This is a genomic window from Mesorhizobium sp. M0960 (genome assembly GCF_040319055.1).
Lineage (GTDB): Bacteria > Pseudomonadota > Alphaproteobacteria > Rhizobiales > Rhizobiaceae > Mesorhizobium.
This window is the reverse complement of sequence record NZ_JAMYNN010000002.1, coordinates 142,785-161,602: the sequence shown is the minus strand read 5'-3', so window position 1 is coordinate 161,602 and position 18,818 is coordinate 142,785. Positions and strand designations below refer to the sequence as shown.

At 61.3% G+C, this 18,818-nt stretch carries 15 protein-coding genes and 5 pseudogenes; 7 read left to right on the top strand and 13 right to left on the bottom strand.

Annotated features, from left to right (window positions below; translation table 11 throughout):
* Positions 1 to 337: 337 nt before the first annotated feature.
* A complete protein-coding gene (locus tag NKH63_RS05790; protein WP_352917697.1) occupies positions 338 to 1,018 on the bottom strand; it encodes an MBL fold metallo-hydrolase in 681 nt (226 codons plus the stop codon).
* A gap of 62 nt (positions 1,019 to 1,080) precedes the next feature.
* On the opposite strand from NKH63_RS05790, the gene NKH63_RS05785 reads away from it, so the two are divergent.
* Positions 1,081 to 1,329, top strand: a complete 249-nt coding sequence (locus NKH63_RS05785) for a hypothetical protein (protein ID WP_352496612.1) — start codon at positions 1,081 to 1,083, stop codon at positions 1,327 to 1,329.
* Between the two features lie 265 nt (positions 1,330 to 1,594).
* Here NKH63_RS05785 and NKH63_RS05780 read toward each other — a convergent pair whose 3' ends face one another.
* From NKH63_RS05780 to NKH63_RS05765, 4 genes and pseudogenes are all read right to left on the bottom strand, one after another.
* Complete coding sequence (locus tag NKH63_RS05780) at positions 1,595 to 1,897, bottom strand: hypothetical protein (protein ID WP_352496627.1); 303 nt, start codon at positions 1,895 to 1,897, stop codon at positions 1,595 to 1,597.
* Entirely contained in the window at positions 1,815 to 2,030 is a 216-nt protein-coding gene (locus NKH63_RS05775) for a hypothetical protein (protein WP_352496613.1), read from the bottom strand. Before NKH63_RS05775 ends, NKH63_RS05780 begins: the two co-directional genes overlap by 83 nt.
* Before the next feature lie 694 nt (positions 2,031 to 2,724).
* A pseudogene (locus NKH63_RS05770) lies at positions 2,725 to 2,999 on the bottom strand (DUF4062 domain-containing protein); the annotation flags it as partial.
* A gap of 224 nt (positions 3,000 to 3,223) precedes the next feature.
* A complete protein-coding gene (locus tag NKH63_RS05765; RefSeq protein ID WP_352917696.1) occupies positions 3,224 to 3,895 on the bottom strand; it encodes a Crp/Fnr family transcriptional regulator in 672 nt (223 codons plus the stop codon).
* 224 nt (positions 3,896 to 4,119) lie between these two features.
* Between NKH63_RS05765 and NKH63_RS05760 the strand changes: the two genes are divergently transcribed.
* On the top strand, positions 4,120 to 4,281 hold the full coding sequence (locus NKH63_RS05760; protein WP_167522729.1) for a hypothetical protein: 162 nt from the start codon (positions 4,120 to 4,122) through the stop codon (positions 4,279 to 4,281).
* A 1,340-nt stretch (positions 4,282 to 5,621) separates the two neighbouring features.
* Here the strand turns inward: NKH63_RS05760 and NKH63_RS05755 are convergent.
* Complete coding sequence (locus NKH63_RS05755) at positions 5,622 to 6,653, bottom strand: IS110 family RNA-guided transposase (protein WP_352912028.1); 1,032 nt, start codon at positions 6,651 to 6,653, stop codon at positions 5,622 to 5,624.
* A gap of 447 nt (positions 6,654 to 7,100) precedes the next feature.
* Here NKH63_RS05755 and NKH63_RS31315 point away from each other — a divergent pair.
* Positions 7,101 to 7,187 (top strand): annotated as a pseudogene (locus NKH63_RS31315) (formate dehydrogenase); the annotation flags it as partial.
* Positions 7,188 to 7,202: 15 nt separating this feature from the next.
* Here the strand turns inward: NKH63_RS31315 and NKH63_RS05750 are convergent.
* From NKH63_RS05750 to NKH63_RS05720, 7 genes and pseudogenes are all read right to left on the bottom strand, one after another.
* Positions 7,203 to 8,222, bottom strand: coding sequence for a ScyD/ScyE family protein (locus tag NKH63_RS05750; protein WP_352917695.1), 1,020 nt, complete (start codon positions 8,220 to 8,222; stop codon positions 7,203 to 7,205).
* The gene (locus NKH63_RS05745) at positions 8,201 to 8,953 is read right to left on the bottom strand and encodes a formylglycine-generating enzyme family protein (protein WP_352917694.1); all 753 of its coding nucleotides are present in this window, start codon (positions 8,951 to 8,953) and stop codon (positions 8,201 to 8,203) included. The genes NKH63_RS05750 and NKH63_RS05745 overlap by 22 nt, the downstream gene beginning before the upstream one ends.
* 1 nt (position 8,954) lies before the next feature.
* The gene (locus NKH63_RS05740; RefSeq protein ID WP_352496618.1) at positions 8,955 to 10,019 is read right to left on the bottom strand and encodes an ABC transporter ATP-binding protein; all 1,065 of its coding nucleotides are present in this window, start codon (positions 10,017 to 10,019) and stop codon (positions 8,955 to 8,957) included.
* Positions 10,020 to 10,022: 3 nt separating this feature from the next.
* Entirely contained in the window at positions 10,023 to 10,871 is an 849-nt protein-coding gene (locus NKH63_RS05735; protein ID WP_352917693.1) for a carbohydrate ABC transporter permease, read from the bottom strand.
* Positions 10,872 to 10,878: 7 nt separating this feature from the next.
* On the bottom strand, positions 10,879 to 11,784 hold the full coding sequence (locus tag NKH63_RS05730; RefSeq protein WP_352496620.1) for a carbohydrate ABC transporter permease: 906 nt from the start codon (positions 11,782 to 11,784) through the stop codon (positions 10,879 to 10,881).
* A gap of 140 nt (positions 11,785 to 11,924) precedes the next feature.
* Positions 11,925 to 13,180 (bottom strand): annotated as a pseudogene (locus NKH63_RS05725) (ABC transporter substrate-binding protein).
* Positions 13,181 to 13,682: 502 nt separating this feature from the next.
* On the bottom strand, positions 13,683 to 14,297 hold the full coding sequence (locus tag NKH63_RS05720; protein WP_352917692.1) for an ATP-binding cassette domain-containing protein: 615 nt from the start codon (positions 14,295 to 14,297) through the stop codon (positions 13,683 to 13,685).
* 22 nt (positions 14,298 to 14,319) lie between these two features.
* Here NKH63_RS05720 and NKH63_RS05715 point away from each other — a divergent pair.
* The 4 genes and pseudogenes from NKH63_RS05715 to NKH63_RS05700 form a co-directional block, all read left to right on the top strand.
* A pseudogene (locus NKH63_RS05715) lies at positions 14,320 to 15,527 on the top strand (transposase); the annotation flags it as partial.
* A 317-nt stretch (positions 15,528 to 15,844) separates the two neighbouring features.
* The gene (locus NKH63_RS05710) at positions 15,845 to 16,189 is read left to right on the top strand and encodes a hypothetical protein (RefSeq protein ID WP_352531499.1); all 345 of its coding nucleotides are present in this window, start codon (positions 15,845 to 15,847) and stop codon (positions 16,187 to 16,189) included.
* A 959-nt stretch (positions 16,190 to 17,148) separates the two neighbouring features.
* Positions 17,149 to 18,363, top strand: a complete 1,215-nt coding sequence (locus NKH63_RS05705; RefSeq protein WP_352917691.1) for an NAD-dependent formate dehydrogenase — start codon at positions 17,149 to 17,151, stop codon at positions 18,361 to 18,363.
* A gap of 38 nt (positions 18,364 to 18,401) precedes the next feature.
* A pseudogene (locus NKH63_RS05700) lies at positions 18,402 to 18,815 on the top strand (tyrosine-type recombinase/integrase); the annotation flags it as partial.
* Positions 18,816 to 18,818: the final 3 nt, after the last annotated feature.

Sequence of the window (18,818 nt, the reverse complement as noted above, 5' to 3'; positions counted from 1 at the left end):
GCTCGGGCAACGGGCCCGATCAGAGCTTGGGGCAGCCATCATAAAGCGCGTGTCGGTCAACCAGCAACCCGCGATGGAAACAACAAGGATACAGAGCAGACCGCTAGTAAGGTCCGCTCACCCACTAACGAAACCTCTACTGCTGTCTCGGCGAATGCCCGAAAATGGTGGGGAGTTGCCGACCGACATCGGGTCAAATGCGACCTGGAACTTGAAAGCTCAGGACCAAAAGGGCCAACACGGTAGCCCCCAAGTCCTTCAATATGCATCGGAAGGTGGCGCTGTGGCTCGGTCAGCCGTCGCCGTCCAGTTGGCAACGGGCAGTGTGGCAGGGATATTACCCCTCGGCTGCGAATACGTAGCCGTTGCCATCCTTGGACAGCGTGCCGGCGTTCGGCATCAACCAGTGAGTACCCGAAATGGTGAGCTTGTCGGCGACCGCGGGATCGAAGATCTTCCTTCGCGTTTCGACAGCCAGTTGCGGATCCTGGTCGATAGCAAGCTGCCACTCGGGATTTGTTGAAATGTGGGGCGCAAGATTGACCACGTCAGCGCTGATCAGGAACTGTTTGCCGCCCGAGGTGACCAGATGCGCGACCATTCCCGGGCTATGACCGGGGGCCTGAACGGCGTGCACGCCGGGCAGGAGTTCTGGTTCTCCCTCAAAGGTCCTGACGTTTTTCCACGTCGCCACGGTAGCCTGAATGCGCTGGGCGAGGCCCTTGCGCGTCGGTCCGAGATCGATCGACTCGACTCCCGGGCGCGTCCACCATTTCAATTCCGCGGCGGGCACCACGATGTCGGCATCCGGGAAGACCTGCGCATTGCTCTCATTGTTCATGAGGCCATAAATGTGGTCGCCGTGGAGATGGGAGATCAGGATCGTCTTGACTGCCTTGGGGTCAAGGCCCGCCGCGGCCATGCTCTCGAACAGCCGGCCGTTCCCCTCACCATAAATCGGATGACCGCCCGTACCCGAGTCGATCAGGACCACTTGATCGCGCAGCTTGAGCGCCATGACGATAAACCGCAGGGGCGCCTGATTGTCGGGAAAACCGGCACCACGCAACGCGGTCTTGATTGTTCGACGCTGACATTCCTGACCATACCCTCCCGCAGCGGAACGTCACGCATGCCATCAATCAGAGAGAAGACTTCAATGTCGCCAACCTTGTATTTGCGGAAAGGTTGAGCGACGGACTGTTGAGCGCAAGCCGCGTCGACAAACGTGATCGGATTGTCGAGTCCAAACGCAGCGTAAGCACCGGCTGCGCCAAGTGTCAGGTCGCGACGCGAGATATCGAAAATCCTTCCCCGCTGACTGAATGATCGAGTATATCAACGGCGGTGGGCACTGCACAACGTCGGCTTTGGGTCCGCATCAGGTCGCAGCGCGAACGGCAGGTTTGGAGAAGCGCCATGAAGGTCAGCAAATGGCGCTCTGTGCTCGTTGCCGCCGACCGATTCAAACGGCAGGGCCTAACCCATCTCGGCCATTCGCGGCATAGCCAGAATGACTGAGTTTTACCCTAGTCTTCCTCCCGAAAATCCTGCAGCGAGGCATGGCGCAGATTCTCCTCGCCGCGGAGATGCTTCACGGGCCGATCAGCCCCGGCTTGACCCATTGCATCGCCGGCCGTTTCATCCCGTTTGGCGCAGGCCCAGAATGCTCCTGTACGCGCTCCCAGAGGCGTTCCCGCATCTCCCGGTTCAAGGTGATAAAGGCGCTCCCGACATAGCGTCCTGTGCCACGCTCGGCCATTAGGGCGAAAGCCGGCTTTCCGGGTTCACGCTCGACGCCGAGCAACTCGTATTCATCGATGCTGTAAGCCTTGGTCTTGTGCCAAGCCGTCGAATTGCCGCTCCGGTATTTGCTGTCCTTGCGCCTCGACACCATGTCTTCGAGCCCCGCCTGGTCTATCAGGTGGGAAGATCGCCTTAGCCTCGCCGGGAAGCGCCTGGCTGAATTGGATACGGCCACCGTCCGGGATCATCTCGGCAAGGAACTCGCGGCGGTCCTCCAGCGCCATGTCGCGCAGGTCGTGACCATTGAGATGCAGAAGATCGAAGGCGACGAATAGAGGTCGTGCTGGCGTTGGGTGATGGCTTTCCGCAAGGCTCCGAAGTCAGACAGGCCAGTCTCGTTCAATACGACGATCTCACCGTCGATGGCGCTTTCCACGTCCAGTTCAGCGGCGGCCTTTGCGAGGGCGATGCCGATGGCGAAACTGTCCGAAGGCGACACGATCACGATGACTGGCGAGGTGACGCTTGTTCACGATGACGGGACCGGTTCGGCTTCACGGCTACGACGTTCCGGTGACGACGCGCGGGGAACGCCTCGCCGAAATACCGGACCTCTCCACCGCGTCCGCCCTCGGCAATCGCGACAGCATGCTTGGCTTTCGACACATCGACACCGACGTAAAAAACGTTATCTTGCTCCATGGCCCGTCCTTTCTTCGCTTGGGGCTCGGCTCGGCACTCCCGAGCAACCCCCGTTTGCTTAACAGCTGCAAAGACTAAGGGCGGGCCGCCGCTCAGAGTCATAACGTCTAATAGCCATCGCAACCTTACCCGCCAAATCGTCCTTGTTGCGCCAATATTTGACGAGCTTCTTTTCATACAGCTTTCGGAATCTCTCGAGTTTGGCCTTTTTCTCGAACTCGACCTTTCCGCGGCCCACGTCTTGCGAGCACCGCCTTCGAGCAAAAACGCCACGGTAGGCACGTCTTGGGCGACGGCGTACTCGTACTCCATCTGGGTGTAGCTCTTACCCTTCAACTCTGAGCCGTACCGCTCTGCTACGATGAGTACGTAGTAGTCGCTGTCATCGATGCGCCGCTTAATGTATCCCATTGAGTGTCGTCGCTGGCTTGGAATGCCTCCATCCCCACAGGAATATGCCCGGGGTTAAGAACGGCCTCGATGACCGACCGTCTTTCGTCCACCAAATCGGCGTAGGTCGAGTTGACGAAGATTTGGTATTTAACGTCCATGCGGCTTCACCCTTCGATCCGCCCTTGTAAGTCTGCAAGCAGGCTGGGGATAACGTTCCGTGCCCGCATCAAGAAGCCGAGTCATGATTCTTGCAAGGGGTGAAGCGATCAAAGCCCGACCCGCGCGCTGGCACGCTAGGTTGCCCGGTTTGCCGGAAGGAATAATCACTTGCGGCCGAGGAGTATGAAACGTGCTGTGCCCCCCGCCGCAGCGACAGCCTTCGCTATTCCTTCTTGTCGACCAGCGCCCGTAGTGCCGAGACGTCATGCAGCAATAACCTGCTGCCGCGCTTTTCGATCAGGCCTCTCTTGGCGAGGTCGCTCATTTCGCGCGAGACCGCTTCCCTGTGCGTGCTCATCGTTGCCGCCAGCTCGGAATGCGTCGGTGCCGGGCTTATGGACACCTCGCCGTCGACGAGTGCGGCTTTCTCCGCCCGATGCAGGAGCTCGACGATCAGCCGTTTTCGCACGACCAGAGTGCTGTATTCGAATACCCGCTCGGTCATGCGCCGGAGCTGGGCAGACAGATGCTCAAGCAGCATCCAGGCAAAAGTCGGGTGGGTCATCACGATATCCCGGAATGCTGTGCCGGACAGCCGTGCAGCGCGGGTTGCCTCCAGCGCGACTACGCTGGCAGAGCGTGCAATCCCGTCAATGCCTCCGAGCTCCCCGAAAATGTCACCCGGTTCGACATCGCGATACGCTATCTCCCTGCCGTCCGCTGAAACCAGTGTCACGCGAGCCCGTCCTTCCAGCAGGAAGAAGACATCGCGACCAGTGTCGCCGTGGGAAATGATTAGCTCGTTGTGTCGATAGCTGCGCTCGTGCCACTGTTTGGTCAGCGCGGCGAGGTCGGCATCGCAAAGTCTTGAGATGAAGGCCAGAGAGCCTGTCACAACGGTCTCTTGTTCAATCAAGTGTACTTCATCTTACTCCCTATCCAAGGAAATTTGATGGCCGCAGGCCCCGCTTTCCGGGATGCAAACTGGGAGCGGATTTCGCCAATGTTTTCCCCGGTGTGGGAATTCCCACAGCCGAGCCTGGTTCGACTGTCATATCCTTGTTGCAACGTCAGGCCCGCCGGCTCGTGTGCAAGCCGGCGAAGGGAAAGGGAACAGTCATGAAATTCTTGGCTCCCGTCACAAAACTTGCTGCGGGGTTTCGCAAATTCGTCGCGCCGCGCTACCGCCCGGAGCTTTATTACATGCGTGGCCCGGGGCCAGCCACCGCCCGCCGTATGGGCACGCCGCGGCAAAACCAATCCATCGACCACTACGCCTAACTTGCCTCGCGGACGGCTGACGCTCTCGCCCGGAGTGCCGTTCGCGCCGTTCCGTACCGGTCAATTCAGATCAATGAAGGGACGATCTGATCATGGTTATAATTCATGCTGCCGCCATTGGTCCATTTCGCAGGTGGTTACGCCTCCGCGCCGAGCGAAAAGCTCTCTTGTCGGCAACGGACCAGTTGAGCCGTTTACCCGATGACGTTCTTGGCGACATCGGCATCTCACGTGACGAAATCATGTGCGCTTTGCCAAGCCGCGCCATCCGTCATGCGGAGGCAGGCGCGGCCGGCACGACGATCGAGCGCACCAGGATCGCTTCGGCCTCGATCCCGAAACGGTTGGCCGCCGGCAGTGGCTACGCCTCGGCCGAGATCCCCTTTGGCTGGTTCACGAGCGCGCGATCGAGCCTTACATCGCGGCTTCGACAAGCAGCGGCGCGCGGACGGGACCTTCGAACGGCACTACACCTGCGACCCCAGGGATTGAATGTTGACCGACGGGAGCTGGGGAGGATCTCAAAATGATCATGTCAGTTGTTAAGTCCCTCGCGCCTGTGACGCTCGGCACCGTGCTGATCGCAATCAGTCCGGCTTCATTGTCGGCTTCTGACGCTCAGGACCTCGCGTTCGCTCACGCTGACATGCCAATCAAACAGCTGAAAGACGTCTATTTGGATTGCGAGCGGGGAGGCCGCCGGTGCGCTGGGGACGGAAGACGTGATGTACTGTTCGATGCGCGAGTTCCGACTAGGCGCGCGATAGCAGTTTGCGCATAATCAACGATGCATGGCCTTCTGCACCGTGCGACGCGGCCCTGCGATCGACCACTTCGAACCATGTTTGGACCGCGCACTTCGCCGATCAGCGCAGTAACCAACCCGCGGAGTTCCGCGAGCGACAGCCTTCAAACGAATCAGTCGGTGGTAGCGTCACGCATAGGGTGAATCACGAACGCGCTCGCCTGCAAACCCCTTCGCCCGGAAATCTGCCCCGGTTACGCGGTTCGCCAGCAGACTGACAAGGAGCGGCTTCAGCCGATCGCCGATGCTATTTGTTATCTTTGTGCCGAATAGCATCTGTGGACGCCCCTTCGGACGCAAGCGATTTTTTTGGCGGTAGGCACGATGTCGGATGCTGCCATCTGTCCGGCCTCCTGATGCAGCCATCGGCTGCGGGCCCGTATGGGAGTTCGCGGACTGGATCCACATCAGCTTTGCGCGCTTGGGTAGCGCTCTGCCATTCCCTGGTTCTTCCAGCCCCGTCTCGCCGACTGTTGTGCCATACCCTCCTTCGACCGACCTCGCGTCCCCGACAGCCTCTGACGTCGATCCCGGCTTACGCCGCGACCGCCGCCGGAGCTCGGTAACTTCCGCCCTTCGCCAAAAGGGCCCAGACAATGCGCGCCATCTTGTTGGCGAGCGCCACCGTCACCAGCATGCGCGGCTTGCGCGACAGCATTTGTTCCAGCCACGATCCCTTGGGAGCTCCGCGACCCGACGCCTGTTTGACGACGGCGCTGGCGCCGATAATCAGCAGGCGGCGCAGCGTTCGCTCGCCCATCTTCGACGTCGCGCCGAGCTTCTGTTTGCCTCCGGTCGATCGCTGCAACGGTGTCAGACCCAGCCAGGCGGCGAAGTCGCGACCCTTGGCAAAGGTCTCGGCAGCGGGAGCAAGCGCGGTCAACGCCGTCGCGGTGATCGGCCCGATGCCGGGGATGGTCATCAGCCGGCGCGCCGTCTCGTCCTCGCGGGCACGGCGAGCGATCTCCCGGTCAAGATACGCGATCCGCTCGTCCAGCTCGGCCAGGAGATCCAGCATGACACGGAGCATCGCGACCGCCGCCGTCGGTAAGGACGCGGCCATCTCCTCCTCGAGCATATCGCCGAGCATCGAGACGTAGGACAATCCCTTTGGCGCCACCCAACCGTACTCGGTGAGGTGTCCCCGGATGGCGTTGACGAGCTGGGTTCGCTGGCGAACCAAGAGATCGCGGGTCCGGAACACGAGGGCGGACGCCTGTTGCTCCTCGCTCTTCACGGCCACGAAGCGCATGGTTGGGCGCTGCGCTGCCTCGCAGATCGCTTCGGCATCCACCGCATCGTTCTTCTGCCGCTTCACGAACGGCTTGACGTAGGCGGGTGGGATCAGCCGCACGTCATGGCCCAGCGCCATCAGTTCACGGCCCCAATGATGCGCACCGCCGCAGGCTTCCATAGCCACGGTGCAAGGCGGTTGCGCAGCGAAGAAGTCGAGCACCTTCGCCCGGCTCAGCCGCTTCGAGAAAACGCCTCGACCGCGTGAATCCGAACCATGCGCATGGAATACATTCTTCGCGATATCCAGACCGATCGTGGTAACCTCAGGCACGGACGCCTCCCTTCGAATGGTTGCAACACTCCATTCTGGCACAGCGATGCCGTCGGGGGGCGTCCACCCCATCAGCTTTGCGCCCCGATTTCGGCCGTTCGACTATATCGTTCGAACTGCCGAAAGCTGTCGGGGCTCCGGCCCTCTCAAACCCTCCGCCGCCGTTGTCGCGCATGTGCCGCATGCCACCTGCCGTGCTTTCAGCGAGCCGACCTTACCTCCAGTCTGGAACCTAGCAGTCGCCCAACTGGTTCAACCTTCCGCCACGGCCGGGCAGGGGAGGGCGTGCAAAACGGTAGGCGCGACCTAAAAAACGGTCGCGGTTCGAGTCGGGAGAGCGCTACCGCCTTTCCCCCACACCAAGAAAATCTCCGATATCTCCTCCGTTGTTGCGCGTGAAGCGACCTGTCTTGGTGTTGCTCAGGCCTATGGCGAACGGCAAAGGAAGGCCGGCCGATCCGCGAGGAATATCTGATAGTCGATGGCGGCAAGCGCGCCGGCGCCGGTGCGCATTCCCCCAGCGCCGGCGACGCCATCGATAACAGATATTTAGGGGTGCGGCTCGGCAGGCCCTGCCTGTTTGAGAAAGACGAGCTTCCCGTCCAGTTGCGAGACGACGATAGCGCCTTTGTCGAAGGGGAGCACGTCGACCGGCCGGGTCAGTCCATCGAGAAGCACCTGCCTCTTTCCTGAGACAAGGTCTAACCCGAGAAGCCTGCCGCTGCCAGAAGCCCAGCCATCCGACTGATCGAAAGTGCCATGTTCGAGGACCAGCATCTCGCCCTCTGCATCGAAGGCGACATCGACCGGAGCATTCATGCCGATGGCCTCGATGCGGACGCTGCCTGTTTGGCCGGCCTGCTTCAGCGAGACGATACGGCCGCTGCCGGCGACGAAGGGAAATCCGCCGAACAGGGAGACGTAAAGCCGGCTGCCGTGCACGGCAAGGCCGGTCGGAACCGCGTCGAACTCGTATTTCTGACCGTCGCCGAACTCGGTCGGCGAGAGGGCGGTTAGGGCCTGGCCGCTGGTGCTCAGCCGAGCAAAGGCAAAGAGCTGCGTGCGGCCGCTCCCGTCGGCCAGAAGGCGTTCGACGGAGTTCCGCGCGGCGTCGACGACATAGAGCGTGTCGCCTGACAACGCGAAGTCGTACGGGTTCCAGAAGTCGTTGCTGACGACCCGCGTGACGGCGCCCTCGTCGACCTCGAGCATCGCGTGGTCGTTGGAGTCCTCGTCATGGTCCGCCGGCGTCCAGCCCTGGGCGACGAGATAGCCGCTGCCATGGCGCTCGACCCGATAGGGCCCGGTCGGTTCGCCCATGACGTCGGTGCCATGCGGCAGGACCGGACCGAAAGCGGTGAAACGGCCGTTCGGGGTGCGCCTGTAGAGGCGGCCGTCGGCTAGGTCGGTCACCAGAAGCGCATCGCCGTCGCGAGCAAGTCCGGCAAAGATCGCTCCCGGTCTTCGCACGATTTCGACTTCGTATCCCGACGCTGCCTTCGGCTCCGCCGACCCTTGCGTTGCGATCGCCATAAGCAAAAGGGCAATCAATCCGGTGAGCGTACGCATCGAAAGCCTCCGTTGGCGGCGAAGCGAAAATCAGGGTCATAGGCAAGCCGGCGGGTCGTGCTCAGGCGGGTGGGGTCGCTGTTCCACGCGCCACCACGAAGCACCCGATACTTTCCGGCGATTTCGGGCAGCGCTTCGCCGCCGTAGGGTGCATAGAAGTCGCGGGTCCATTCCCACACGTTGCCGACGAGGTTGAGCAGGCCCTCCCTGCCCGCCCCTAGTGGAAACGACCGGGCGGGTGCCGTCATGTCATGACCGTCGCTGGCGTCCTCGTCGCAGCAGGCGCCGCGTCCAAAATTGGCGCGTGTCGCGTCGACCGGCGCATCACCCCAGGGAAAGTGTGCTCCCTGCGGCCCGCGCGCGGCGCGTTCGTATTCCTGCTCGGACGGCAACTTCAGGCCATAATGGGCGCAGAACGCCTCTGCATCGGTAAAGCTGACGCCGACGACCGGGTGGTCAGGCAGACCGAGGGCCGGATGCCGGTCGTAGAAAGCGGCGCGATGTCCCGTCGCCGCGACGAAGCGGCGGTATTGCGCGTTGGTGATCTCGGTCTGGTTCATGGCGAAGGCCTGGCCTTCGACGACATGTCGCGGCCGCTCGTTTTCATCGCCCGTGTCGTTGCCAAAGACGAACGGCCCCCCCGGAATTTCGACAAGCGGATCGTCCGCAATGACATCCTCGCCTGCCGCGGCGCCTCCGCTCCACAGAAGTGCCGCGACGGCGAGGAGCATCCTAGAAGTCAACACGGTCCTGGCTCTGGCGGTCAAACAGGAACACCCGTCCGGGCGCAAAGCCGACCTCCACCATCTGATCAAAGTCGCCCACAAAATTCTTGTCGGCGCGAACAGTGAGCAAGGCCGCTCCGGCGCGCAGGGTGACCAGCGTGCTTTCGCCGGTCAGTTCGACCGAATAGATCGGGGCCACGATATTGGTCTTTTCGCTTCCGGCAGGAAGGACGTGGATGTCCTCCGGGCGGACGCCCAGTACAGCGCTCGCAACGTTCGCGCCCCCGAGGCCGTCGACCCTGACGCCGCCGAGGCTCGTGAAGACCCCGTCCTTGACCTCACCGTCGATCAGGTTCATCGGCGGCGAACCGATGAAGCCCGCGACGAAAAGGGTGCGCGGGTCGTTGTAGATTTTCTTCGGCGTGCCGAGCTGCTCGATCACGCCCTTGTTCATCACCGCCACCCGGTGAGCGAGGGTCATCGCCTCGATCTGGTCGTGGGTGACGTAGATCGTCGTCACCTGTAGCTCGTGCTGGAGGTGCTTGAGTTCGGCCCGCATCTGGACCCGCAGCTTGGCGTCGAGATTGGACAGCGGTTCGTCCATCAAGAAGACCTTTGGTGTGCGGATGATGGCGCGGGCCAGCGCGACGCGCTGGCGCTGCCCGCCGGAGAGTTGCTTCGGCAGCCGGTCGAGCAGGCCGTCGAGCTCGACGCGGCGTGCCACCTCCATGACCATCTGGCGCATCTTGTCCTGCGCCACCTTGCGGATCTTCAAGGGGTAGCCGATGTTATCGGCGACGCTGAGGTGGGGGTAGAGCGCGTAGGACTGGAAGACCATCGCGACGTCGCGATATTTCGGCAGCACGTCGTTGACCCGGTCGCTGCCGATGAAGATCTCTCCAGCCGTAACCTCCTCGAGGCCGGCTACCATGCGCATGGTCGTGGTCTTGCCGCAGCCCGAAGGCCCGAGTAGGACGAGAAACTCCTTGTCGCGCACCTCAAGATTGAGGTCGCTGACCGCGGTGAACGTGCCGAACTTCTTGACCACGTTCTGGAAGACGACCGAGGCCATGGCTCACCCCTTGACCGCGCCGAACGAGATGCCGCGAACCAGGTGTTTCTGGACGACGAAGGCGAAGATCATGATCGGGATGCAGGCGGTGAAGCCGGCGGCGCTGATTTCGCCCCAATAGGTGTTGTACTGCGTGACGCGCCCGGCAATGCCGATCGGTAGTGTCTGCGATCGTTCGGTCAGGGTCAGGATAAGGGCGAGCAGAAATTCGTTCCACGAAATGATCAGGCAAAAGATGGCTGTGGCCGCCAGCCCAGGACGGGCGAGCGGCAAAGCGACATGCAGGAATGCGCCCCATCGCGTGTCGCCGTCGACCATCGCCGCCTCCTCGAGCTCGACCGGCAGGTCCTGGAAGTAGCTCTTCATCATCCAGGTAGAGAAAGGCAGGTTGAACGCCGTATAGGCGATGATCACCGCAGGCTTCGTGTTCAGCATGCCGAGATGGTTGAAGGCGATGTAGAGCGGGATGATCGTCACGATGGGTGGCATCATGCGCGTCGACAGGATCCCGAACGAGATCTGGTAGCGCCATCTGCCCGGATACTGGAAACGGGCGAGCGCATAGCCGGCCAGGGAGCCAAAGACGACCGAGACAAGCGTCGTCGAGACCGCGATGATCAGGCTGTTCAATGCATAGATTAGGAAAGGCCGCTCGACGAAGGCGGCGTGGTAATGCTTCGACGTCGGATTGGCGGGGACCCATTGCGGCGGTATCGAGAAGATGTCGATGTCGTATTTGAACGAGTTGGCCGCGATCCAGTAGACTGGGAAGAGGGTGACCACGAGCGCTACGGCGATCACCACATAGGCGGCGATGCGCTGGATTCCGATACGCTTTCGGCGGTGCGCCATAGGTCCTCTAGTCGGCAAGCCGCATGCGCTTGATGAACCAGGTGCTGAACGCGACGGTCGTGAACAGCACGAAAAGCGAGATGGCGGCCGCATAGCTGGGGTCGGCGAAGCGGTACGCCACTTGGTAAATATAGAGACTGAGCGTCTTTGTCCGGTCGGCGGGGCCGCCGCCGGTCAAGATGAAGACGAGGTCAAAGAGCCGCAGCGCGTCCATGATGCGTAACAGCAGCGCGATGGCGATGACCGGCTTCAGGAACGGCAGCGTCAGATCCCAGAACTGCCGCCAGGCGGAGGCGCCGTCAATCGCCGCCGCCTCGTAGGGCTCGTCCGGCAGGCTGGCGAGCCCGGCAAGCATCAGCAGGAACATGAACGGCGTCCATTGCCAAACGTCGGCGACGATCACGGACAACATAGCCAGTCGGACGTCGCCGGCCCAAGCTTGGAGGGGCAGGCCGAGCCGGAACATGATCTCGTTGAGCACGCCGAATTGCGGCTCGTAGATGAGCTTCCAGGTGATCGCGACCGCAACCGGCGGCAGCATCATCGGCAGCATCAGGATCGTTTTCAGGAAATTCAAGCGCCGGATGTATCGGTCGAGCAGCAAGGCGAGGCCGAGGCCAAACAGGAACTCGGTGCCGACAGCGAAGACGGTGAACACCAGCGTGTTCCACAAGCCGACGTGAAACTGCTCGTCGGTGAGAAGCCGCAGAAAATTGTCAGCGCCGGCAAATTGCCAGGGCAGGTCCGGATTCGGGCTGATCCGCGTTGCCGCCGCAATGATCATGTAGATCGACGGAAATATCGTGAGCGCCAGGAGCACGAGCATAGCTGGCGCAAGCATCAATACCCGCAGGTGGCGCTCAAACCACCGCTCGAACGAATTTCCGAACTTCGCACCGATAGAGACGGTCATCGGAAGTTCTATCCGTCATATCAGTCAATCATAGCATGGCGAACCCGAGATCCAAACCGGCGCGTACGCGCTCGTGCTTGCCCCGAGAGCTGATCCGGCAAAATGGAGCAGCATCACCGGATACCACCATATGCGGCCAACTACTTGATGCCGGTTATCTCTTCGACCGCAGCCTGGGATCTCTTCAGCGCCTCCTCCGACGTTTCGGTGCCAGCTACGGCTTTGGAAAGCTCGATCCCGAACGCGTTCTCGATCTCGGGCCATTTCGGATGACGCGGACGCGGCGTCGAGGCTTCGTTCGCTTGCATGAGCACTGGATAATGCCGGAATTTTTCCTGGCCGGTCAGGCTGGGATCAGCAAAGATCGACTTGCGCACCGGCGGGTTGCCGCGCTGGGCCGAGATTTTCATCTGTTCCGGTGAGGTCGCCCACAGCATGAAGTCGAAGCCCTCCTGCTTGTTCTTCGCAGCGGCCATGATGCCCATCGTCCAGTGGCCGATTTCCGAGCTGCCCGGTTTGGTGCCCGCCGGGATCGGCGAGTAAGAGATCTTGCCGACCATCTTCGACTGGCTGGGATCTTCGAAGGTCGCACCCAGTTCGGCCAGTTGATCGACGAGGCTGCGGTGCCCGCTGCCAGGGCCTGCCCGACCTCGTTGGCGTTGTAGCTCTCGACGCCCTTCGGCGAGACGTCGCGCAGGGCCATGAAGGTCTTCATCGCGGCCGCACCTTCGGGCGTGTCGATCGTCACTTTTGTCCGGTCAGCGTTGAACATGTCCGCGCCATAGGACCAGAAGATCGGCATGAAGTCGGCGACGACGGGGTTGCCCTGGCCGCCCCGGAAAACATAGCCGAAATAGAGGCCGCCGCCTTTTTCGGAGAGCGCCTTGGCTGCCTTCAGCACGTCGTCCCACGTCTTCGGTGCCTCAACGCCTGCTTCCTTGAACTTGGTGGCGTCATAGAAGAACATCTGCGCGTTTCCCACATAGGGCAGGCACACGTAGGGCCCCTTGTTGTAAGGATTGCGGCAGACTGCCAGGGATTTCGACAGGAAGTCGCTGTCCGGTCCTTCGAGCCCGGCCTTCTTGAAATAGGGCGTCAGATCTTCAAGATGCCCGTTTTCCGCGAAGAACGGAATCCACGGATCGTCCATCAGAACGATATCGAAGGCGCCCGATTTTGTCTGGCCGGCATTGGCCGCCTGTTCGAAGACGTTGCTGTAGGGAGCCTGGACGATCTCGACTTTGGTGCCCTTCAGCTTCGCATAGTCGGCGGCAGCGGCTCTCAGGCCGTCGCCCTCGCTTCCCGAGGGAACGAGCACTGTTATGTCGGCCCACGCGTGCGTCGCCATCAGCGACGACAGCGCCAAGACCACGGAGAAAAGAAATCTTCTGACCATCTTATTCCTCCCGTTTCCGCTCCGGCCTGTCGGGCGGCCGGTGCCAGAACCGCTCGCACGCGTTTTGACCGCTTACGAAGCGCGCGAGCGCTCCGTCGCAGACGGCAACGTTTGAAAGGGGTGCGAACGGCGCAGGGGGCCACTTGGACCGCCAAAGCATCAATACTGCGGGGCAACTCGTGGGTCATCACAACCCACATCTCCCGTAGGTGCACCGAGGTGCGCTAACTGCCATTTTAACATCTTGGCTGCTTCAGTTGAAGTGGATGCGGGCTCCACGGTGTGACAAATGCGCCCCGGTCGGGTCAGTACGAGATTGTCGGTCCCCGCGGTGGCGGCAGTGGCCAGGAGTGCACCGTTGTTCGCAACGAACCGCTTCCTGTCCGCGCCGAAGACGTATCGTTCGCACTGATGGCCGTGCTTGAGCGCTCCTCCCGCTGGGGCGCGTTGTGTTCGTGTCACTCTTCGGTGTCATCTCTTCCAGTACACCGAGCGCCGCCATCTATTGTACGCGCGTATCGTCCAGGGCGCCCACCATGTATTGCACAAGCTCCTGAGTATGCGTCTCCGCCGTCCGCTTCTCCGTCACTTTGTGCCCCCTGCGCATCACCATGAGGCGGTCTGAGACCGCGAAAACATCGGGCAGTGTGTGCGTGATCAGGATGACGGGGACCCCCTGGTCCCGCAGCTTCCTGATGAGCTCCAGGACTTTGTGCTGCTCGGGAACGCCCAGATTGTTGGTCGGCTCGTCCATGATCATCAACCAGGCGTCCCAATAGACGGCGCGAGCGATTGCGACGGCCTGACGTTGTCCGCCGGATAGGCTCTCGATCGGCTGCGTGAGGCTCGGGAATTGGATCGCGAGCGACTCCAGCGCCGCCCGGGACTCCCGAAGCATCATCTGCTCGTCGAGCGTCCGGATGAGGCCGGCGAGGTAGCGCTTCTTCGCTTCGCGCCCAAGGAAGATATTGGCGCTGACATCGAGATTGTTGGCGAGCGCCAAGTCCTGATAGATCGTCTCGATGCCCTGCCGGCGCGCATCCCTCGGGCGGGCAAAACGGCTGAGCCGGCCCTCGAAGTAGATCTCGCCTTCGTCGGGCTGATAAACGCCTGACACGCACTTGATAAGGGTCGACTTGATCGACCCTGAACTCCTGATCAGGATGCTGATCGTCGGCTATTGCTTCGGCATCCGCTCGGAGCGCCGGCTGTGCGAGGAGGTACATCTGAACTTGGCCTATCGGTGGTTCTGCCGGCTTGGCCTCGAGGGTGATGTGCCGGACCACTCAACCTTCTCCAAGACCCGCCACGGACGCTTCCGCGATGCTGATCTGCTGCGCGAACTGTTCGAGACCGTCGTCCGACGCTGCATGGCAGAAGGGCTCGTTGGCGGCGAAGGCTTTGCGGTCGATGCCAGCATGATCGTCGCCGACGCGCAGCGTCAGCGCGGGATTGAAACAGCTGAGGAACTCAAGCCAGAGGCCAAGCGGGCCGTGGCCGAATACCTCGCCACCTTGGATGATGCCACCTTCGGGGCCGCCACGCCGGTGGAGCCCAAGTTCGTCTCCCCTGTTGATCCCGCCGCGCGCTGGACTGCCGCTTGGGGTGGCCCAGCCGTCTATGCCTATTGCACGAACTATTTGATCGACGTGGAGCACGCCATCATCGTGGACGTGGAGCCCCGACCGCGGTGCGCCAAGCCGAGGTGACGGCCGCTAAGACCATGATCGAGCGGGCGCACGACGAGCTCGGCCTCTGGCCGGAGCGGCTGATTGCCGACACCGGCTACGGCTCGGCCGAAATGCTGAACTGGTTGGTGCATGAGCGTGGGATCGAGCCGCATATCCCGGTCTTCGACAAGTCCAGGCGCAAGGATGGCACCTTCTCGCGCGACGACTTCACCTACGACCATAAGGCCGATACATACATCTGTCCTGGCGGGAAGACGCTCAGGCAGCGCCAGAAGACCTATCGGGTGCCGCACCCTCTCGTCGACGAGAATGGAATGATGCGCTATCGCGCCAGCAAGCTGGATTGCGACGCCTGTGCTCTGAAGCCCAGCTGTTGCCCGAAGGAGCCGGCGCGCAAGGTGCTGCGCTCGATCCATGAGGGCGCGCGCGACATGGCCCGCGACATCGCAAAGACAGACGCCTACCAGACCTCACGCTATCAGCGGAAGAAGGTGGAGATGCTGTTCGCGCACCTCAAGCGCATCCTGAAGCTCGATCGATTGCGATTGCGCGGCCCCTGTGGTGCCCGCGATGAGTTCCACCTTGCAGCCATCGCCCAGAACCTCAGGAAATTGGCCAAGATCTGCACCCTCGGGACATACGTCCGAGCCACTTAGGGCGAGGAGGTCGCGTCGACCTTAATCAAGACGCTTCGGTGCGAGTGGATCCACGGCTTCATCGCCGACTTCTTCAACACTATCCACCCTTAGGGGACCTACACGGCGGGTACCAAGCGTCTGATTTTATCCACTAGGCTGGCGCGAAGGAAACGCAACTCTCATGGGCTTTTGAACCTTTCGAGGGTCGCCAGATCCAAATTGAGTCGTATGTACCAAACCGGCACACTATATATCGATGGTCGCCTGCACCTTCCCGGCAAGCCGGCGAGTGGAAGAGACCACCACGCTTTCGCCCAACAAAGGGAGAAGCGATAATGACGTTCAATGACTCAGCGGACTCAAAGCAGCTTTCAATACTGGCCACAGTGGTCGATGATTATTGCCGTCAGGCCGGGATAGCAGTGGGCGATCCGGCCAGGGAACGTCTTGGCCGTCAAATCATCGAGTTGTTCCAAAGCGGCATGGATCAGCCAGACGAGTTGTTGTTGGCCCTAAACCATCACTACGACGAGTGGCTTGGTGAGGTTGGCCTGCCGTCGTCTTGTGCCGACCAAGCCGCATCGCTGATCTCTGGCGCTGCTCCCTCTCCTGCGGATCACCCGTCGATGTCGCCGCAACGCTTCCCCCAACGAAAAACCCCGCAGGAGCGGGGCTTCTAGTATTTTTCGGCGCGGGCTTACGGCTCCACTGAAAACAGTGGCGGAGCAGTTAGGCGACAGGGCCAGCGTCTGCCGCTACGGCGAGTCAGGATGTCGTTGCATCATCGCCGTTCCGAGCCGCGTCGAACGCGACCGGTCGATTGATGACGTTGCTGACGACAGAACCAGCGAGTGTGCGCGTCACGGAAGCCGGAAAGCAGCGTCGTTCAATTACGGAATTCGGATGGAATTATATCGACTCCGACTATCCTTGCACACCCTGCAAAGCTGCGCCGATGGCGCTTGCAAGGACGACAGGAAAACACCACCTATAAACTGATAGCGAACAAGCTGGAAACGTCGGTTCAAGTCCGACGGCCCCGGCCAAATTGGGGTTTCGTCTAGGGTAGGACACCACACTTGGTAAACGCCGCTCCCTTCCGGTCGAGCGGCGTTTTCGTATTTTCTGTAGAAAGGCAACAAACGGCCCGCATTGTGGAAAGGCTAGCCTTGTAGCGCTGGCTGGTGAGCGTTGCGAACTGGCTTGGCAATACCGTCTGAGCGGCAAACGATGCGAGATTCCTCTGCTTGATAAGCGCTGGCTAACAGGTTGTTTGCAATCTTTGGGGGGATACAGAAGTCTGCGAAGTCGGAGCCTGTCATTGATCATGATGCACGGTGCCGAACCTCGCCAATTCTGAAGTGTCCGCATCAAGCATTTGTTGTCAGCAAACCGTGCGCGCGGTCTGAAATAAAGGAACTCGAACGCTGCACCAGTGCCGCCCGCAGCACTTGAAACCATGCCCGGGTCTTCCATGTAATACGCAATAGCGCACAACTTTCCGAATGAGGAAGCGCCGGCAGATGAGTCTGCTCCCCACCAGCAATTCAATAGAGCATCGCCGTGCCGACCATCGTTGGCCGGCAGCGTTAACAACAGAGCGTTTTCCTCTTCGTTGTCAGACGAAGGGAGATACACAATGGCAAAGGTCGTTTGCGTCCTCTATGACGATCCGGTCGACGGCTATCCGACAAAATATGCGCGGGACGGCTTGCCGAAGCTCGACCGCTATCCCGGCGGCCAGACACTTCCCACGCCGAAGACCATCAACTTTGAACCAGGGGTCTTGCTCGGTAGCGTGTCGGGCGAACTCGGCCTGAGGAAATTTCTCGAAGGCGCGGGCCATAGCCTGGTAGTAACCTCGGACAAAGACGGTCCCCACAGCATTTTTGAACGCGAACTCGTTGACGCCGAAATCGTGATCTCGCAGCCGTTCTGGCCGGCATATCTGACCGAAGAACGAATAGCCAAGGCAAGCAGACTGAAGCTTGCGATCACCGCCGGCATCGGATCCGATCATGTCGATCTTCAAGCCGCCATGGACCGTGGCATCACGGTCGCCGAGGTGACCTACTGCAATTCGATCAGCGTGTCCGAGCATGTGGTCATGATGATCCTGGGGCTCGTGCGCAACTACATCCCGTCCTACCAGTGGGTCGTGAAAGGCGGCTGGAATATCGCCGACTGCGTCGCACGCTCCTACGATATCGAGGGAATGCAGATCGGAACCGTCGGCGCCGGCCGGATTGGCAGCGCAGTATTGCGCCGGCTGAAGCCGTTCGACGTCAAGTTGCACTACACCGATCGCCACCGACTGCCTGAGGCGGTCGAGAAAGAACTCGGCGTCACCTTCCACCAGGATACCGCATCCATGGTCGGCGTCTGCGACGTGGTCACGATCAATGCACCTCTGCATCCGGAGACGGAGAACCTCTTCGACGAGACGATGATCGCTAGGATGAAACGCGGCGCCTATCTGGTGAACACGGCGCGCGGCAAGATCTGCAATCGTGACGCCATCGCCCGCGCGCTGGAGAGTGGCCAACTCGCTGGCTATGCCGGCGACGTCTGGTTCCCGCAGCCGGCTCCCAAGGATCATCCGTGGCGATCGATGCCACATCACGGCATGACGCCGCACATTTCAGGATCGTCGCTCTCCGCCCAGGCGCGCTACGCCGCGGGTACCCGCGAAATTCTCGAATGCTGGTTCGAAGGCCGGCCGATCCGTGAGGAATATCTGATCGTCGATGGCGGCAAGCTCGCCGGCGCTGGCGCGCATTCCTACAGCGCGGGAGACGCCACCCGCGGGTCGGAAGAGGCGGCACGCTTCAAGGCTAGGAGTGATCCGCGCTAGATCGATTTCCGCTGAGCTCGACTCGGACGGGAAGAAGACAAGGGCGACGCAGGGACCGCAACGCCATGCTCTCGCCGCAACTGCTGGAACTGGTGCGTCTGTGGTGGCGCGAAGGCAAGCGGCGCGGGGTGATGCTCCCGCACGGCTGGCTGTTCCCAGGGCGCGGTTGCACGGCGCCGATCTCGTCGCGTCAACTGCATCGCGCGGTCCAGGAAACAGCTGAAGTCGCCGGCATCCGCAAGCGCGTCAGCCCGCACACGCTGCGTCACAGCTTCGCCACCCACCTGCTCGAGCAGGATGTCGACATCCGCGTCATCCAGGTCCTGCTCGGGCACAGCAAGCTCGATACCACCGCGCTCTACACCAAGGTCTCGACCCGGACGATCCACGCGATCGCAGGGCCGCTCGACCGGCTGATGGCGCTGATGGAAGGCAAGACGCCTCCCGGCTGAACC

Coding starts and splice junctions, on each gene's coding strand:
- NKH63_RS05790 (WP_352917697.1), bottom strand. CDS start 1,018: ATGGCGCTCAAGCTGCGCGATCAAGTGGTCCTGATCGACTCGGGTACG.
- NKH63_RS05780 (WP_352496627.1), bottom strand. CDS start 1,897: ATGGTGTCGAGGCGCAAGGACAGCAAATACCGGAGCGGCAATTCGACG.
- NKH63_RS05775 (WP_352496613.1), bottom strand. CDS start 2,030: ATGGCGCTGGAGGACCGCCGCGAGTTCCTTGCCGAGATGATCCCGGAC.
- NKH63_RS05760 (WP_167522729.1), top strand. CDS start 4,120: ATGAAATTCTTGGCTCCCGTCACAAAACTTGCTGCGGGGTTTCGCAAA.
- NKH63_RS05750 (WP_352917695.1), bottom strand. CDS start 8,222: ATGCGTACGCTCACCGGATTGATTGCCCTTTTGCTTATGGCGATCGCA.
- NKH63_RS05745 (WP_352917694.1), bottom strand. CDS start 8,953: ATGCTCCTCGCCGTCGCGGCACTTCTGTGGAGCGGAGGCGCCGCGGCA.
- NKH63_RS05740 (WP_352496618.1), bottom strand. CDS start 10,019: ATGGCCTCGGTCGTCTTCCAGAACGTGGTCAAGAAGTTCGGCACGTTC.
- NKH63_RS05735 (WP_352917693.1), bottom strand. CDS start 10,871: ATGGCGCACCGCCGAAAGCGTATCGGAATCCAGCGCATCGCCGCCTAT.
- NKH63_RS05730 (WP_352496620.1), bottom strand. CDS start 11,784: ATGACCGTCTCTATCGGTGCGAAGTTCGGAAATTCGTTCGAGCGGTGG.
- NKH63_RS05710 (WP_352531499.1), top strand. CDS start 15,845: ATGACGTTCAATGACTCAGCGGACTCAAAGCAGCTTTCAATACTGGCC.
- NKH63_RS05705 (WP_352917691.1), top strand. CDS start 17,149: ATGGCAAAGGTCGTTTGCGTCCTCTATGACGATCCGGTCGACGGCTAT.